The sequence below is a fragment of the Nocardia sp. NPDC050713 genome (assembly GCF_040654315.1).
GTDB lineage: Bacteria > Actinomycetota > Actinomycetes > Mycobacteriales > Mycobacteriaceae > Nocardia.
The window spans coordinates 44512-60783 of the sequence record NZ_JBFAHS010000018.1; the positions used below are offsets into that span (position 1 = coordinate 44512).

At 68.4% G+C, this 16272-nt stretch carries 16 protein-coding genes; 7 read left to right on the forward strand and 9 right to left on the reverse strand.

Annotation, left to right across the window (positions count from 1 at the left end):
- Positions 1-9: 9 nt before the first annotated feature.
- Positions 10-1101 carry a tetratricopeptide repeat protein gene (locus AB0H49_RS28075; RefSeq protein ID WP_357255735.1) on the reverse strand — a complete coding sequence of 364 codons (1092 nt, stop codon included), beginning with the start codon at positions 1099-1101 and terminating at the stop codon, positions 10-12.
- 13 nt (positions 1102-1114) lie between these two features.
- Positions 1115-2491, reverse strand: a complete 1377-nt coding sequence (locus AB0H49_RS28080; RefSeq protein WP_357255737.1) for an ATP-binding protein — start codon at positions 2489-2491, stop codon at positions 1115-1117.
- A 415-nt stretch (positions 2492-2906) separates the two neighbouring features.
- Between AB0H49_RS28080 and AB0H49_RS28085 the strand changes: the two genes are divergently transcribed.
- On the forward strand, positions 2907-4145 hold the full coding sequence (locus AB0H49_RS28085) for an APC family permease (protein ID WP_357255739.1): 1239 nt from the start codon (positions 2907-2909) through the stop codon (positions 4143-4145).
- A gap of 76 nt (positions 4146-4221) precedes the next feature.
- On the forward strand, positions 4222-5580 hold the full coding sequence (locus AB0H49_RS28090) for a serine hydrolase (protein WP_357255741.1): 1359 nt from the start codon (positions 4222-4224) through the stop codon (positions 5578-5580).
- Between the two features lie 41 nt (positions 5581-5621).
- On the opposite strand, the gene AB0H49_RS28095 is transcribed toward AB0H49_RS28090, so the two are convergent.
- The 3 genes from AB0H49_RS28095 to AB0H49_RS28105 all read right to left on the reverse strand — a co-directional run bounded on the left by AB0H49_RS28095 (position 5622) and on the right by AB0H49_RS28105 (position 8804).
- Positions 5622-6233: a hypothetical protein gene (locus AB0H49_RS28095; protein WP_357255743.1), complete on the reverse strand. Its 612-nt coding sequence runs from the start codon at positions 6231-6233 to the stop codon at positions 5622-5624.
- Between the two features lie 117 nt (positions 6234-6350).
- Positions 6351-7385 (reverse strand): aspartate-semialdehyde dehydrogenase, encoded by a 1035-nt coding sequence (locus tag AB0H49_RS28100; RefSeq protein WP_354998009.1) that lies wholly within the window; start codon positions 7383-7385, stop codon positions 6351-6353.
- Positions 7386-7538: 153 nt separating this feature from the next.
- Positions 7539-8804, reverse strand: a complete 1266-nt coding sequence (locus tag AB0H49_RS28105; protein WP_354998010.1) for an aspartate kinase — start codon at positions 8802-8804, stop codon at positions 7539-7541.
- 165 nt (positions 8805-8969) lie between these two features.
- Between AB0H49_RS28105 and AB0H49_RS28110 the strand changes: the two genes are divergently transcribed.
- Positions 8970-9380: a YjbQ family protein gene (locus AB0H49_RS28110; protein WP_357255745.1), complete on the forward strand. Its 411-nt coding sequence runs from the start codon at positions 8970-8972 to the stop codon at positions 9378-9380.
- A 3-nt stretch (positions 9381-9383) separates the two neighbouring features.
- On the opposite strand, the gene AB0H49_RS28115 is transcribed toward AB0H49_RS28110, so the two are convergent.
- Together AB0H49_RS28115 and AB0H49_RS28120 are read right to left on the reverse strand one after the other, a co-directional pair.
- Positions 9384-9959, reverse strand: a complete 576-nt coding sequence (locus tag AB0H49_RS28115; protein WP_354998012.1) for a dihydrofolate reductase family protein — start codon at positions 9957-9959, stop codon at positions 9384-9386.
- 38 nt (positions 9960-9997) lie between these two features.
- Entirely contained in the window at positions 9998-10564 is a 567-nt protein-coding gene (locus AB0H49_RS28120; protein WP_357255747.1) for a dihydrofolate reductase family protein, read from the reverse strand.
- A 72-nt stretch (positions 10565-10636) separates the two neighbouring features.
- On the opposite strand from AB0H49_RS28120, the gene AB0H49_RS28125 reads away from it, so the two are divergent.
- The 4 genes from AB0H49_RS28125 to AB0H49_RS28140 all read left to right on the forward strand — a co-directional run bounded on the left by AB0H49_RS28125 (position 10637) and on the right by AB0H49_RS28140 (position 13511).
- Positions 10637-11209 carry a TetR family transcriptional regulator gene (locus AB0H49_RS28125; RefSeq protein ID WP_354998014.1) on the forward strand — a complete coding sequence of 191 codons (573 nt, stop codon included), beginning with the start codon at positions 10637-10639 and terminating at the stop codon, positions 11207-11209.
- Positions 11210-11268: 59 nt separating this feature from the next.
- Positions 11269-11454 (forward strand): DUF1918 domain-containing protein, encoded by a 186-nt coding sequence (locus AB0H49_RS28130; RefSeq protein ID WP_354998015.1) that lies wholly within the window; start codon positions 11269-11271, stop codon positions 11452-11454.
- Positions 11455-11711: 257 nt separating this feature from the next.
- Entirely contained in the window at positions 11712-12167 is a 456-nt protein-coding gene (locus tag AB0H49_RS28135) for an SRPBCC family protein (RefSeq protein ID WP_354998016.1), read from the forward strand.
- A gap of 129 nt (positions 12168-12296) precedes the next feature.
- Positions 12297-13511: a low temperature requirement protein A gene (locus AB0H49_RS28140; protein ID WP_357255750.1), complete on the forward strand. Its 1215-nt coding sequence runs from the start codon at positions 12297-12299 to the stop codon at positions 13509-13511.
- A 131-nt stretch (positions 13512-13642) separates the two neighbouring features.
- Here the strand turns inward: AB0H49_RS28140 and AB0H49_RS28145 are convergent, their stop codons facing one another.
- Complete coding sequence (locus tag AB0H49_RS28145) at positions 13643-14491, reverse strand: ion transporter (protein WP_354998018.1); 849 nt, start codon at positions 14489-14491, stop codon at positions 13643-13645.
- Between the two features lie 91 nt (positions 14492-14582).
- On the reverse strand, positions 14583-16226 hold the full coding sequence (locus tag AB0H49_RS28150; RefSeq protein ID WP_357255752.1) for a GMC oxidoreductase: 1644 nt from the start codon (positions 16224-16226) through the stop codon (positions 14583-14585).
- Between the last annotated feature and the right edge of the window lie 46 nt (positions 16227-16272).

Below are 16272 nucleotides of genomic sequence, written 5' to 3' on the forward strand. Positions count from 1 at the left end.
TCCGTCGGCTCAGGGCACGCGGGGCGGGACCGTCCTCGGCGGCGGCTGAACAGGCGGTCGTGGCGGCGTGAGACCGGGCCGGGGGAAGCCCGATGGCCACGGATGCAGGGTCGGCGGGAAGCCCGACGGCCACGGTCGCGGGGTAGGCGGAAAATAAGGCGTGGGAATGTGTCCCGGGAAACGGTCTGTCGGCACCTGATGCGTCGGCGACCGGCGCGAGGGTTCCGTCTCGGGGTTGGAGCCCGCCGCGGCGAAGATCAGCCGCAGCACCAGAAAGGCGCCGAACACCAGCGACACCCAGATCCGCCAGTTCGAACGCGGCGTCTCCGGCAGGTACCGCACCTCGGGCGGCGCGGGCATGTACGGGGACGCAGACTCCGGCCGAACCAGCGATTCGGCCTGTTCGTCCACCGCAGCGAGGGTGGCGCGCACGAAATCGGCGCGGCTCGGATCCCACTGGGCGACAAGGCGCAGACCCCGCTCCCCTGCTTCCCAATCGCCGCGGTCCAGGTCGAGCAGCGCGAGTTCCTGGGTGGCGTCGACGTGCTCGGGTTGCAGCCGAAGCGCTTCGCGCAGCGCCGCTTCCGCGTCCGCGGCGGAGGAGCCGCCGCGCCGCAGGATGGAACCGCGGACGCGGTGCAGGTCGGCGTGGTCGGGGTCGATCTGGATCGCGCGGTCGATGGTCGCCAGCGCCGCGGCCGGGTCCGTCACCGACTGGACCCCCGCGAGCAGGCGCAGGTTCTCGACGTACTCCGGGTCGAGTTCCGCGCTGCGGGTGGCCGCGGCGAGCGCGCGATCGTAGTGCCGCTGCCGTTCCGCCGGGTCGTGCTCGGTCAGGTGCGCCAGTTCCTGTTCGGCCAGCGCCAGCACCCGCAGCGCGGACTGGTAGTCGGGGAACGCGGCCAGCGCGGCGGCGCTGTAGCCGATGGACTTCTCGTACTCGCCGGTGCGGAACCAGGCGTAGCCCATCAACATCAGCGCGTCGGCGTTGTCGGGTTCGCCCGCCAGCACCGCGCCGAGCTTCGCCTGCGCCGCCTCGATCCGGCCGAGGTCGATGAGCACCTTGGCCCGCGCGACCTCCTCGTGGGCGAAACTAGTCATGCCGCAGGGCTTTTCAGCGCATCTTCATCCGCTTCATGTACATCGCGAGCTCGTCGTAGCTGCCGTCGCCGTTGGCGAATTCCACCACGTTGCGCGCCGATTCGAACCACGCGCCCGCACTCGGCTTGATCTGGGCCATCGCGGCCTCCAGGTCGGCCATGCCGATCGGGCGGACGGCGCCGGTGCGGATCGATTCCGCCATCGCCAGCTGGGTGGCCGAGGTGCACACGTGCGCGAGGTCGGCGCCGGAGAACCCTTCGGTGCGCGCGGCGATCGCGCCGAGATCGATGCCCGCCACCGGACGCTCGCGCAGGTGGTAGTGCAGAATCGCCTTGCGCGCGGCGGGATCCGGCAGCGCGACCAGGATCATCCGGTCGAAGCGGCCCGGCCTGCGCAGCGCGACGTCGATGTCCCACGGGTGGTTGGTCGCGCCGAGGATGTAGACGCCCTCGTTGTCGACGGTGGCCGAATCCATCTCGTTCAGCAGCTGATTCACCACGGTGCGCATGGCCGAGTTGCCCGACATCTGGCTGCGCTTGTGGCCGAGCGCGTCCACCTCGTCCAGGAAGAGCACGCACGGCGCGTTGCGCCGCGCCACCTCGAAGACGCTGTGCAGGTTGCGTTCGCTGGAACCGGTGTAGATGTCGAGGATGTCGGCGATCTCGATCGGATAGAAGTTCGCGCCGAGCTCGCCCGCCACCGCCGAGGCGATGAAAGTCTTGCCGCAGCCGGGCGGGCCGTACAGCAGCAGGCCGCCGCGCGCGGACGTGCCGAATGCCTTGGCCAGCTCCGGGTTTCGCAGCGGGCCGAGCAGGGTGAGGTCGAGCTGGCGCTTGACCTCGTCCATGCCGCCGACGTCGGCGAGCGTCACCCGGCTGCGGGAGAACAACCCGGCGTCGGTGGACGCGGCGTATTCCGCTGGCCCGGGATCGATGAAGGCCGGGGCGATGATGTCGGAAACCTGGTCCTCGGCGGCGTCCCAGTCGTAGTCCGCGACCGATTCGGGGTTCGACGGCGCGGCGGGTTCGACGTCCGGCACTTGCCCATCGCGTGACGAGTCGGCGAGCGCATTCAAAACTCCATCGGGCGCAGCGGCATTGAAACCAGCCGACGCTGCCGTGCTCGACGCCGTGACATCGGAACCAGGCGCGCTGGGCGCGTGCGGCGTGGCAGCCGCGCCACCCGCGAGCGCCGCGGTGCACTGTTGCAGCAGCTCCACGGCCCGTGCGTTGCCTGGCTCCTGGGTCAGCGCGGCGCCGCACTGCGCGAGCGCCTCGGCGTGGCGGCCGCGCTCGGCGAGCAGTTCGATGACCCGCAGCCGCAGCGCGAGCACATCGGGGCTTCGGTCCAGCGCGGCAAGCATTTCGACCAGCACCGGATCATCGGTCACGGCGGTTCCCCCGTTCGAGCACATGAATACCCCGCTGATCCTAATCGGTCACCGCCCGGAAACCTCGCGTCCTCCGGTCGCGTCCCGCCGCGCACCGAGCGTGACGCACAACACATTTGAGCACTGGAATAGTTGCCGCCGGGCGCCGGTTGTAGCTCACCGTCGGCGTCCGGACAGCCCCGGGCCGCACCCTTCGTCGCTTCGAGCGACCACTCGCCGAGAGGCGCTTGTGGGACGTCGACACCCGAGTCGGGATGCTGGCGTGGCGTCCCGCTACTCGCCGCGGCGCCGCCAGGTTACCCCCCGACCTGGCGGCGTTTCGCATATCGGCGCTGCCCGGCACAGTCCATCGATGAACCGCTCGCCGCCGCGGAGTCGGTGAGACGCGTTCACCGAAATGGTCCAAGATGCTGCCATGATTTCAGGCGACGCGGCACTGCACCGACGGCTGGGATTGGCCGACTCGGTGCTGATCGGTCTCGGCGCGATGATCGGCGCCGGGATCTTCGCCGCGCTCGCACCCGCCGCGGCGGCCGCGGGCTCCTGGCTGCTGCTCGCGCTGGCCATCGCCGCGTTGCTCGCGTACTGCAACGCGACGTCCTCGGCGCGGCTCGCGGCGCGCTACCCGGTATCCGGCGGCACGTACGTCTACGGCCGGGAACGGCTCGGCCCGTTCTGGGGATACCTGGCCGGGTGGGCATTCGTGGCGGGCAAGACGGCCTCGTGCGCCGCGATGGCGCTCACCGTCGGCCACTACGCGTGGCCCGAGCAGGCCAAGGCGGTCGCCGTCGCGACGGTGCTCGCCATCACCGCGATCAACTACACCGGCGTGCAGAAGTCCGCGCTGGCCACCCGCGTCATCGTCGCGATCGTGCTCGCGGTGCTCGCGATGGTGGCGGTGATCGGACTGGCGGGCACGCACACCGCCGCCACGGCGCTGCCGGACCGGATCGGTCCACGCGGCGTGCTGGAGGCGGCCGGGCTGCTCTTCTTCGCGTTCGCCGGTTACGCCCGAATCGCCACCCTCGGCGAGGAGGTGCGCGAGCCGCGCCGCACCATTCCGCGCGCCATCATGATCGCGCTGGTCGTCGCGCTCGCGGTCTACGCCGTTGTCGCGGCTGCCGCACTCGCGGTGCTCGGCTCGTCCGGCTTGGCGGACGCGACCGACCCCTTGGCGCGAGTGGTTTCGGAAGCGGGCGCCCCCGCGCTGGCGCCGGTGGTGCGGATCGGCGCGGTGGTCGCGGCGGCGGGCTCACTGCTCGCGCTGATTCTCGGCGTCTCGCGCACGACGCTCGCCATGGCGCGCGACCGCCATCTTCCGCACGCCCTCGCCGCGGTGCATCCCCGCTTCGGGGTGCCACACCGGGCCGAGCTGGTCGTCGGCGCGGTGGTCGCCGTTGTCGCGGCGAGCGTCGATCTGCGTGCGGCCATTGGGTTCTCGTCGTTCACCGTGCTGGTCTACTACCTCGTCGCTAATGTCTCGGCGGGGACGCTGACCGCGGCGGAGGACCGCCCCGCGCGGTGGATTCCGGTGGTGGGAGCGCTCGGCTGCATGGTCGTCGCGGCCGCGCTGCCGACGGCGTCGGTGCTCGTCGGACTCGCCGTCTTGGCACTCGGCGCGGCGCTCTACGCGGTGCCGCGCCGGGCACGCTGAGCCGCCGCGATTTTCGTGCCGCGCGCCGCCGCCTGTTGGCCCGTATGCGAAGGTCCGGCGCGCTAGCCTCTTGCCCATGGGGCGTTTCTGTGGATTCCTCGCCGGAATCGCGGCGGTTTCGCTGGTCGCGGGATGCCTTGCGGGCGCGACGGCCCAGGCGGCTCCGGCCGCTACCACGAAACAGGTTCGCTGCGAGGTCAGCTCCGGTCGGGAGCCGCAACGCGCGACTCCGGAGCAAGCCGGGTTCGACGCCGAACTGCTCGACGCCGCATTGGAGTTCGCCAGTGGCCGAAACCGCTTCAACATCCAGGTCTTTCGACACAACTGCCTGATCGGCGAAGGGCTGAAGAACGCGAAGTCCGACAACGTGGCGTGGAACGTCTGGAGTGTGACCAAGAGTGTGGTCTCGCTGCTCGCGGGCATCGCGTGGGATCGTGGCCTGCTCGACCTGAACGCCCCGGTCGACAGGTACCTGCCCCCGGGGCTCGGCGATCCCGCGCACCGAGCCATCCGGGTCGAGGACCTGCTCACCGAGACGTCGGGCATGACGGTGGGCGTGCTCACCGAGGGCATCACCGGAGTCGTCCCCATCGATCCACACAGCGCGGTGCAGGCGCTCGCTGTGCCGCTGGACAATCCGCCGGGCACCGTCTTCAGCTACAGCCAGCGCAACGTAGACCTGCTGACGTTCGTCATCGAACTGGCCATCGGCGAGCCGTTCCAGCAGTTCGCGCAGCGCGAGCTGTTCGACCCGCTCGGCATCCTCCGCACCGATTACTACTGGGCCAAGGACCGCGCCGGAAACACCTACGGCTACGCGCATCTGATGATCCCGCCGAACGACCTCGCCAAGCTGGGCCTGCTGGTGAGCAACGAAGGACGTTGGGGCGCAGCACAACTCGTGTCCGAGGAGTATCTCCGGATGGCGCTTACGCCGTCGCAGCCGAACCCGTGCTACGGCTACCTCTTCTGGCTCGGCCCCGACTGCGCGGAATCGCCAGCGTTCATGCCGCCCGACATGTACATGATGGCCGGGCTGGGTTTGCAGAACGTCTTCGTGCTGCCCTCGCTCGATCTGATGGTGATGTGGACCGGCGTCTTCGGCAACGTCAGCAGCAAGGGCGTTTCCGGCGTCTTGCAGAACACCGACGAACTGCCGTACGAGTTCTTTCGCATGCTCTTCGCCGCCATGCCCGAGAATCCCGTCCCCGATCCCGGGCCGTACGTCGAGCCGCCGATCCGCCTGGATCCGCGCCGCCTCGTCGACGCCGACCTGCTGCTCGCGGTCTTCGGCATCGGCCCGGCCGCGTATCCGGGCTGCAATGTCTTCTCCTGCTTGAACTACCAGCTCGCGCCTCCGTTCGCGGATATCCCCCCCGGGTGCTTCATCGTCGTCTGCCTCGGGCACGATCCCCGCACTCCCGGCATCCGCTGACCGACCACAGACCGTCCGTACCTCGCGCGGCACGGGTGGTCTCACCACATGTCGACGAGCATGCCCCAGCGCCGGGTGTCGGCTTCGTGCACCACCTCGCCCCAGTCGCGGAGGATGCGTTCGAAGGTGGCGGGGTTGGTGATGCGGTGGCGGCTGCCGGTTTCGCGTTCCAGGTGGGGCTGTAGGTCGGAGATTCGGGGAGCGATGCGGCCCCAGAGATTGGCGAGGGTGGCCAAGTGCGCCGGAGAGTGCGCTAGCCAGGTGGTGGGCTGGATGGTGTCGCTGTGCGGACGCCACGGGTGGTGGGCGGCGGGTTCGACGGGCAGCTCGGCGCCGTAGAGGCCGCGTAGGAACAGGTCGGTGTCGGCGATCAGCTCGGCCGTTTCGGTCGGCGCGTCCCACGGCACGAAGAGGCGGGCTTCGCGCCAGACGGCTTCGAATTCCGAATGCAGCGCGGCGGAGCTATAAGCGTGGAAACGGTATTCGGCGATCCAGTGCTCGGCGCTGTCCAGCCAGCGCAGGCCGATCGGGTACCGCTGGCGATGGTCTTCGTCGGGCCAGTCCAGGTCGGCGAACCGGCGCGGCGCCCGCTCGGTCACCGTCCGCGCCAGCCGCGGCCAGTCCGCGATGTGCACGGCGACATATGAACCCACCGGCCACACCTCTCCACGCCGAACTCGCCTACCGGAGGGATTGTGCCAGCCCCGGATACGACGACCGGGCCGACCCGACCCTGCGGCGGATCGGACGGCCCGGTTCGACAAGCGAACTCAGCGGTCGCTGAGCAGCACCTCGGCGATCTGGATGGTGTTCAGCGCCGCGCCCTTGCGCAGGTTGTCACCGGAGACGAACAGCGCGAGACCGCGACCATCCGGCGCACCGGGATCCTGGCGGATGCGGCCGACCAGCGACTCGTCGGCGCCCGCGGCCTGCAACGGCGTCGGCACGTCGACCAGCTTCACACCGGGCGCGTCGGCGAGCAGCTCCTTGGCCCGCGCCACCGACAGCGGGTTGGCGAACTCGGCGTTGATGGACAACGAGTGCCCGGTGAAGACCGGAACCCGCACGCAGGTGCCGCTCACCAGCAGCTCGGGGAGGCCGAGGATCTTGCGGCTCTCGTTGCGCAGCTTCTGATCCTCGTCGGTCTCGCCGGACTCGTCGTCGACCAGCGAACCGGCCAGCGGGATCACGTCGAAGGCGATCGGCGCGACGTACTTGTTCGGCGCGGGGAACGCCACGGCGCTGCCGTCGTGCACCAGCTTCTCGGCGTCGTCGATCACCGCGCGCACCTGCGAGGCCAGCTCGTCCACACCGGCCAGGCCGGAACCGGAGACCGCCTGGTAGCTGGAGACGACGAGTCTGGTCAGGCCCGCCTCGTCGTGCAGCGGCTTGAGCACCGGCATCGCGGCCATGGTGGTGCAGTTCGGGTTGGCGATGATGCCCTTGACCAGGTTGCGGGTCGCCTCCGGGTTGACCTCGCTGACCACCAGCGGAACCTCGGGGTCCTTACGCCATGCCGACGAGTTGTCGATGACGGTGACGCCCGCCGCCGCGAACCGCGGTGCCTGCACGCGGGACATGGTGGCGCCCGCGGAGAACAGCGCGATGTCCAGGCCGGACGGGTCGGCGGTCTCGGTGTCCTCGACCACGATCTCGCCGCCGCGCCACGGCAGCTTCTTGCCCGCCGAGCGCGCGGACGCGAAGAACCGCACCTCGTCGGCCGGGAAGTCGCGCTCCTCCAGCAGCTTGCGCATGACGGCGCCGACCTGTCCGGTCGCGCCGACGACTCCTACTCGAATACCCATGTCAGTGTCCTTTCGACATGATCGGGAGCCCTACGTGGCCACGCTCCGCTACCGCCTCCGGGCTTGACCCGATCATGTCAGTGTCCTTTCGACATGATCGGGAGCCCTACGTGGCCACGCTCCGCTACCGCCTCCGGGCTTGACCCGATCATGTCAGCGCCCCGTTCCGGCGTGCACCACGGCCACCTCGTCGCCGCCGAGATCGAAGGCGCGGTGCAGCACCTTCACGGCGTCGTCCAGCTCGGTGTCCTTCACCAGGACCGAGATCCGGATCTCGGAGGTGGAGATCAGGTCGATGTTGATGCCCGCGTCGGCCAGCGCCTCGCAGAACGTGGCGGTGACGCCCGGGTGGCTCTTCATGCCCGCGCCGACCAGCGACACCTTGCCGATGTGGTCGTCGTAGAGGACCTGGGAGAAGCCGATCTCGCCCTGGCGCTTGGTGAGCATCTCGACGGCGCGCGCGCCCTCGGTCTTGGGCAGCGTGAAAGTGATGTCGGTCTTGCCGGTCTCCACCTTGGAGATGTTCTGCAGGACCATGTCGATGTTGATCTCGGCGTCGGCGATGGCACGGAACACCTTGGCGGCGAATCCCGGTTCGTCCGACAGACCGACCACGGTCACCTTGGCCTCGCTGCGGTCGTGCGCGACGCCAGTGAGGATTGCTTTCTCCAAGGGGATGTCCTCCATCGATCCGTAAACGTAGGTGCCCTGCTTGTCGGTGTAGGACGAGCGCACATGCACGGGCACGTTGTAGCGGCGCGCGTACTCGACGCAGCGCAGCATCAGCACTTTGGAGCCGCAGGCCGCCATCTCCAGCATCTCCTCGTAGGAGACCTGCTCGAGCTTCTGCGCGTCGGAGACGATGCGCGGGTCGGCGGTGAAGACGCCGTCCACATCGGTGTAGATCTCGCAGACGTCGGCTTCCAGCGCCGCGGCCAGCGCGACCGCGGTGGTGTCGGAGCCGCCGCGACCGAGCGTGGTGACGTCCTTGCTGTCCTGGCTGACGCCCTGGAAACCGGCGACCAGCACGATGGTGCCCTCGTCCAGGGCTTCGCGCAGGCGGCTCGGGGTGACGTCGATGATCTTCGCGTTGCCGTGCGCGCCGGTGGTGATCACACCCGCCTGCGAGCCGGTGAACGAACGCGCCTCGGCGCCGAGCGAGTGGATCGCCATGGCGACGAGCGCGTTGGAGATGCGCTCGCCGGAGGTGAGCAGCATGTCCATCTCGCGGGCGGGCGGCGCGGGCGCCACCTGCTGGGCGAGGTCGAGGAGTTCGTCGGTCGTGTCACCCATCGCCGAGCAGACGACCACCACGTCGTGGCCTTGCTTCTTGGTCTCGACGATCCGTTCAGCGACGCGCCGGATACGCTCGGCGGTAGCGACCGAGGATCCTCCGTACTTCTGAACAACGAGAGCCACGACTGGGTCCTCCAAGATCGACAATCAGCTGGTAACAGCCACCAACAGTACCGGCCGCCGTCCACGGGATTCGTGGCTACCTCCCCGAGCTGTGCAAAAGCACACACGTGCGGGAACTCTCGAATGATCATCCGCGCGGCGTCGCGAACCGGGAATGATGGGGCCATGGAGAGCTCACTGATCGCGGTCACCACGGGCCGCCACGAGGTGGTGCACGACATCACGCCGCAGTGCGCCGAGTTCGCCGGAACGGCAGGTGGCGACGGGCTGCTGCACGTCTTCGTGCCGCACGCCACAGCCGGTATCGCCATCATCGAACTGGGCGCGGGCAGCGACGACGACCTGCTCGCCGCGCTGGGCGATCTGCTGCCCGCCGACGACCGGTGGCGGCACGCGCACGGCTCGCGGGGGCACGGGCGTTCGCACGTCATGCCCGCGATGATCGCGCCCTATGCCACGGTGCCGGTCGTCGGCGGGAAGTTGATGCTCGGCACCTGGCAGTCGATCGCCATGGTCGACCTGAACGTGGACAATCCCGACCGCCAGGTGCGCCTGTCCTTCCTCACCGCCGCCTGATCGTCACGCCTTGGTCAACCAGGTGACCTGGGTGCCGTTACCGAACTCCTGCCGCCGCGTCGGGGCGAACAGCGTCGGCCGGAACGGCCCGTCGAACGCGCGGACGCCCGCACCGGCGGTGACCGGATAGCTCTTGACGACGAGTTCATCGATCTCCTCGACGAGCGCGCCCGCGAGCTTGCCGCCACCGGCCAGCCAGATGTCCATGCCGTCCTCCTGCTTCAACCGGCGGACCAGACCCGCCGGATCGCCGTCGACCAGCTCGACCGTGGGGTCTTCGATCCGGCCGAGCGTGCTGGAAACGACGTACTGCCGCATGTGCGAGTACGGGCTGGTGATGCCGACGGCCAAGGCGGGCTCGTAGGTGCCGCGGCCCATCACCAGCGTGTCGAACTTCTTGGATGGCGCGTCGGCCGGGAGACCGAAATGCGGACGTGCGTGCGTCGGCAAGGTCTCCGGGTACTCGGCGGCGAGCCATTCGGCGAAGTCCGGCGCTATCGGAAAGAACTCGATGCCGCCGTCCGGACCGGCGATGTAACCGTCGAGGCTCATGCCGACGAAGTAGACGAGCTTTCGCATGGGGATCCTGCTTTCTGGGGAAGGTTCGGTCGGGCGATTCAGGCGCGGCTGTACCAGGTGACCTGGGCGTTGTTGGTGAATTCCAGGCGCCGGGCCGGGGTGAACAGCGTCGGGGTGAACGCACCCGCGAAGGCCGGGATGCCGCTGCCCGCGACGACCGGGTAGCTCTTGATGATCAGTTCGTCGATCTCGTCGGCCAACTGGGCCGCGAGATTGCCGCCACCGCACAGCCAGATGTCGAGGCCATCGGCTTGCTTCAGCTGCCGCACCAGGGCGACCGGGTCGCCCGCCACGATTTCGACGGCCGGGTCGCCGCTCGGGCCGAGGCTGCTGGAGATGACGTACTGCTTCAGGTGCGCGTAGGGGTTGGCGATCCCACCGGCTTCGTAGGTGCCGCGCCCCATCAAAACCGTGTCCCAGTTCTTGTTCGGCGTATCCACCGGCATCCCCGTGAGCGCTCGGATCGAAGTCGGCATCGGCTCCGGGTAGTGCGCATTGATCCAGGCGGACATGTCGTCCGCGAGCGGATAGAAGTCGAACTCCCCGCCGGGGCCCGCGATGTATCCGTCCAGCGAGACGGCGACGTAATAGACAAGCTTTCGCATTGGACCACCTGACATGTTGTACTCTGCTTGTAGTGATTTGAACTGTAGTACTACGAATGGAGTGGTGTCAACATGCGGACGAACCCGGAGCGGCGGCAGGCGCTCATCGATGCGGCGATCGAGGTCCTGGCGGACGAGGGCGCGCGCGGCCTCACCTTCCGCGCGGTGGACAAACGAGCCGCGGTCCCGGCGGGCACGGCGTCGAACTACTTCGCCAATCGCGACGACCTGATGACCCAGGTGGGCAGCCGCTTCTACGAGCGGCTGCAACCGAGCGAGGAGACCATGGCCAAGGTGACCGAGGGGCCGCGTACCCGCGCCAACATCACCGAGCTGATGAAAGACATCGTCGCGCGCATCGAGGCGTTCCGCACCGGCTACCTCGCCATGCTGGAACTGCGCCTGGAAGCCACGCGCCGACCGGAGCTGCGCGCGGTGCTCACCGAACGGGTGCGCGAGGATCTCGACTTCAATGTGCGCAACCACCTGGAGTCCGGCCAGCCCGGCGACGCCGACACCGTCCGCCTGCTCTATCTGACGCTGAACTGGCTGATCGTGGACCGCATGACGCTGCCCGACATCTTCACCGAGGAACAGAGCATGCACCTGATCGAGACGGCGGTCGAACGACTCGTCCGCGACTGAACCCGCGCGAATTCGCCGGAACCTTGTGACACGCGTCACGCCCATCCGATAATGGACCGATGATGGCGAACGTTGGAGACCGACTGCACGTGCACGGACACGTGGTGGGGGAAGGTGATCGCCAAGGCGAGATCATCGAGGTCCGCGGATCGGACGGCGGTCCGCCCTACATGGTTCGTTTCACGGACGGACACGAATCCCTGGTGTATCCCGGACCTGACGCGACGATCGAGCACCCCGAGTGATCGCCCGTAAAGGCGCCTGAACCGCGCTGCCCCGCCCAGAGGACGAACAGGCCCGCCGATTCCCGGCGGGTCGCCGACCCGACCACCGCGAATAGCGTCCGAATACATCGCTGCCACGGCCGACCCGAAAGTCGTTCCGGCCCTCGCTGATATCTACTCGCCAGTAGCACCGCGCACCATAGACCTCGTTGTTGACGAATGGGAAGAGCGCTGTGCAGAATCGGCGAGTTGATCCACCGGGGGGCGGAGGTACAGGCATGCGCACGAAAACCGATATCCGCTTCACCGTCGAGGTAAGTCCGGCTCACGTTCTCGACGCTTTGGCGGCGATCGAAATGCTGCCGGAATGGTCGATGTATCAGGACGCGCGCGTGGCCACTCGCGACGAATACGGCAGGCCGCACCGCGTTTACGTCACCGCCGACGTGCTCGGCAGCTCCGATTTGCAGGTGCTCGAATACGAATGGACCGAGAACCGCGCGTCCTGGCAGGTCGTGGACAGCTCGCGCGGGATCGGCGGCGGCGGCTGGTTCGAGGTCTCCGACGGCGCGGACGGCACGAACGTCTGGTACCACTCCGAGTTGCAATCCCGTCTCCCGCTGCCCGGCCTGCTGATGAAACGCACCGTGCAACGCTGGAATGAAACAGTCGTGCAGAACTTCATCGAATTCGCGGAAAGCTACCCGGAAGCCGAGAGTTTTCATTCCGTATAGCGAGTGCGCATAATTCGCGATATAGCGAGCGCGCATAATTCCGGGCGCCGATGACGCCCTCAGCGAAAAGCACGGTCGCGCCTTGTTTCCGGGCCGCGCCGAACCGGCGCGGGTGCGACGATGGGCACCATGATCGGTACCAAACGAGTTCGGTTCCAACCGATGGCCGAAGGCGCCTCGGTGACCCAGCTCGAGTTGTTCTTCGACCTCGTCCTAGTTTTCGCGTTCACCATGGTGACCGCCCTGGCGGCCGGGGACACCAGCGCCGAGAACATCGTGCGCGCGCTGCTGGTGCTCGCGGTCATGTGGTGGGTGTGGATCGCCTACGCGTGGGTGGGAAATGTGGTCCGCGCCGACGAAGGCATCACCAGGATCGCGATGTTCTTCGCGATGGGTGGGGCGTTCCTCGCCGCGCTGACCATCCCGGAAGCCTTCGACGACCTGGACGGCGGCTGGTTCGGCCCGCTCGTCTTCGCGATCGCCTACCTGCTCGTTCGACTGGTGCACCTATGGGTCTTCCTGCTGGCCAGCGCCGAGGACGCGCAACTGCGCGGGCAGGTGGTGCGATGGGGGCTCGGCTCGATCGCCATCGGCACCACCCTGCTGGTGATCGCCGCGATGACCGACGGCGCGGTGCAGATCGGGCTGTGGCTCGCGGCGATCGTCGGCGACATGCTGTGGACGATGTTCGCCGGTGAGGATTGGCGGCTCAACTCGGCGACCCACTTCGCCGAACGGCACGGGCTGATCATCATCGTCGCGCTCGGCGAATCGATCGTCTCGATCGGCATCGGCGTGGCCGGACTGCCGATCTCCTGGCCGATCGCGCTCGCCTCGATGCTCGGGCTCGCGGTCTCCGGCCTGCTGTGGTGGGCGTACTTCGACGTCGCCGCGCTCTCGGTGGAACACGAACTGAAGCGCGCCGAGGGCGAACGCCAGATCAAGATCGCCCGCAATTGCTATACGTACTGGCACTTTCCGATGGTCGTCGGCATCATCGCGCTCTCGCTCGGGCTGAAGAAGGTGCTCTACTACGTCGGCGACTCGTCCCATCACACGCTGACGGACGCGCTCTACGGCATCCCGCTCTACGCGCTGTACGGCGGCGTGGTGATCTACCTGCTCGCACTGGTCGGCTTCAAGCACTACGCGACCCGGATGGTGTCCGTGCAGCGAGTGGTCGCCGCGGTCGTGCTGCTCGCCCTCACCCCGTTGGCGTGCGCGCTGCCCGCGCTGGCCTCGCTGGCCATCCTGTTCGTGGTGCTCGGCGGGCTGATTCTCTGGGAGACCATCCGCTACGCGCGGCCGCGCGACGAGATCCGGCACGGGGCGCACGCCGAGTGAGCCACACAGCCGGAGCGGTCCGCGGATAGTCCGCACGGCCGAAAGGAAGGCGCGGTACGCAAACGCGCAGAGCCGGAGCGAAGGCGCAGGTACGCAAAACGATCACGGCCGGAACGAAGACTGAGGCACGCCTACGGCAGCGGTTTGTCGTTGGCCAGCAGGTAGCGCACCGTGTGCTCGTGCCGCGTCGGGCCGTAGGCGGACGGCTCGACGCGCACGCCGTCGCGCACCGCCTGCCGTATCTGCTCCACGTTCTCCCTGATCATGTCCGAGACCAGCTCGTCTGTGCGCGGATCGGCGAGGACCTGGAACACGATGCGGAAGCTGGTATCGGCGATCAGCCGGATGATGTCGTCGTGGAACGGGATGTAGCGGACCTTCCCGGCCTGCGGATCCTTCTTGATCAGCTCCAGGATCATCTCGTCCATCTCCACGCGGTTCTCCTCCAGCGCGGCGGCGATATTGCGGGTGTAGTGCCCGGTGCGCAGCACATGGGCCACTTCGTCGAGCACCGCGATGGTCATCGGCCGCCGGATGACGTCGACGATGGTCTTGACGAACCGGTTGACCACCGCCGCGGTCACCCGATCGCCGAAGACCCGGTCGGCGACCCTGGCCAGCCGCACCAGGATCACCACGAGCCGCAGCAACCGGAATCCGCGGAACAACGGGTTCGCCACCGGGATCATGCCGATGACCTCGTACCAGTAGACGAACGGGAACGTCCACGGCCAGCCCGCCCTGCGCCAGCGCCACAGGAACTCCACGGCGAACACCGCGCAGATCGCGTAGTCGACGATCACGATGGTCCGATAGGTGCGGTCGGACACCGTGAAGAAGGTGATCCACACGACCAGCCCCACCGAGATCACCGCGAGCGCGAGCATCACGAAATCGGTCCACAGCGCGGGCGGTTTACGCGGGTACTCGTTCGCGTACGGTGCCTGCGCGAAGTCCGATGTGGTGGTGGGGACTGTCACGGAAAGAATCCCTTCGACGCCGACGTCCCCGCCGAGCGTAATCGGCCCGCCGCCCGAAAACGGCCGACCGGACATGGTTCTCGGCGAATCCTCAGCGGCCGGAGCGGATGATCTCCTCGATGTTGCGCTCGGCCAACGCGGTGATCGTCAGCGAGGGATTCACCGCGCCCGCGCTGCCCGGCATCGCCGCGCCGTCCATCACGTACAGACCCGGATGCCCGTGCACCCGGCCGTAGCCGTCGGTGGCCGAGCCGAGCACCGCGCCGCCCAGCGGGTGCGCGGTGAACACGGCGTTCGCGTCGTAGCCGAGCGCGCCGTATTCCACGAGCGCGTCGGCGCGTTCGGCGATGCGGCGATCGACGGCGCGCGCGGCGGCGACCACCTCGTCGCGATTGCGCGTCGACCAGGACAGCCCCACCGAGTCGCTGGCCCGGTCGTAGCCGAAGCGGCTGCGCGTCGGGTCGAGCACCATGCCGAGCGAGGCGAGCGCGCCCGTCTCGAACGGGATGCCGGGGATGTACCAGTTCTCCAGCGTGACCGGCACGGTCGACTCGTCGAGGATGCGGCTCGCGCTCGGCACGCCCTGGCCGAATCCGGCCACCGAGCTGGCGCCGCGCGCGAGCACCACGTCGCCGTTGGTGCCCCAGCCCTCGCCGATGTGCTCGTTGAGATCCGGCAGCGCTCCGGTGGCCCTGGCGCGCACGAGCAGTTCGGAGGTGCCGATCGAACCCGCGCCGAGGAAGAGCCGGTCGCAGGTGAGTGTCCGGGTGCCCAGCACCTCGCCGGTCGGCGCGAGCTTGCTGATGCGCACCGCGTAGCGACCGCCGGACTCCTTGCCGATGGCGTCGACGCGGTGCCCGGGGAACACCGCCGACTTGCCGGTCTGCTGGGCGTAGCGCAGGTAGTTCTGGTTGAGGTCGAACTTCGCGCCGTTCGAGTTGCCGAGATTGCTGCGCGCCACCGTCGCCGACGGCCGCGTGGTGCCCGCCAGCTCGCCGCGCAGGATGTCCCAGGTGAAGATCGAATCGTTGGGCAGCGGGTGGTATCCGGCCTTGCGCACCTGGTCGTCCCAGGCGCGGGAGTGCGCGAACGGGGCCGAGGCGTAGATGTCGGCCGGAATCGGGTCCAGCCGCAACATCTGGCGCACCCGCGGGTAGTAGACGCGCTCGAGCTCGTCGTAGGCCACCGAACCGCGGAAGACCTCGTCGAAGAAGCGGCGCTCCGGCGCGATCATCGCGCCCGAGAAGATCACCGAGCCGCCGCCGACCGCCGCCGCCCGCCACACATCGATGCCGGCGTATTCGGTGCAGTCGAGCACGCCGCCGAACTTGGCGAAATGCATCGGAACCTTGGTGACGCCGGTGAAATCGGTGCGGTGCCAGAAGCCGCGGCCGTCGGGGAGGTCGTCGCCGGTGAAGATCTCCCGCCACGGGTCGTTGGGCCAGCGCGATCCACGCTCCAGCACGGTGTTCGCGACGCCCGCCTCGGCGAGCCGCAGCGCGGTGACGGCGGCGCCGAAACCGGAGCCGATGACGATAGCGGGCGAATGCTCGGGCGGATCGGGAAGTGGCGCAAAGATTTCCGGCACCCAGTTCTGGAACATCGTGTGCCAGACGGGGTCGGCCGCGGCGGGCCGCGAGTCGAGCGTCGAACCAACAGCGCCGAAAAGCGCTGCCAAACCCGCCGCCTTGAAAAAGGCGCGTCTGTGCACCAGGCCACCTCCCTCATCACGCATGGCCGAGCGCAGAATAGCGTGCCTGAGCGGGAGTGGGCTATCTACT